Source organism: Streptomyces sp. ADMS, from assembly GCF_033441795.1.
Taxonomy (GTDB): Bacteria; Actinomycetota; Actinomycetes; order Streptomycetales; family Streptomycetaceae; genus Streptomyces.
Map to the genome: position 1 here is coordinate 1 of NZ_JAVFVX010000439.1, position 451 is coordinate 451.

Sequence of the window (451 nt, forward strand, 5' to 3'; positions counted from 1 at the left end):
CGGAGGAGGACGCGCCGTGGCCGGATTCGGCTTATGTCGTCGCGGCGGACGGCGACCCCGGCGGGGTGCGGGTCTCCGGTGGCCGGGTGCTGGACACGGAGGCGCTGGCCGAGGTGCTGGCCGCCGACCCCGAGCTGGCGCGGCTGCCGAAGAACGTGCCTGTGCTCCTGGTCGTACCGTTCGCGCAGCGGTCCCTGGATCTGCAGGTGCTGGCGGACCGGCTGGGCCGGCGGGTGGTGGGTCCCAGCGGTGAGGGGCGGCTGGTCGGTGACGGGTCGGGGAACGCGCACCTTCCGGTGCTGGTCGACAGTGACGCGAAGAAGGCGTTCGGTCTCTGGGCACCCTACGATCCCGTGGCCACGACGCTGCCGTTCGAGGACCGGGAGTGGACGGCGCTGGACGGGACCAGGTTCCGGGACAGCGAAGTGGACATCCGGCCCCTGGTCTCCGA

The 451-nt window shown here is 72.7% G+C and carries 1 protein-coding gene; it reads left to right on the forward strand.

All coding sequences use genetic code 11. The annotated features are described in order from the left end of the window. The coding region (locus tag RB628_RS41450) for a hypothetical protein (RefSeq protein WP_318325773.1) at positions 1-451 on the forward strand (451 nt) is incomplete at both ends.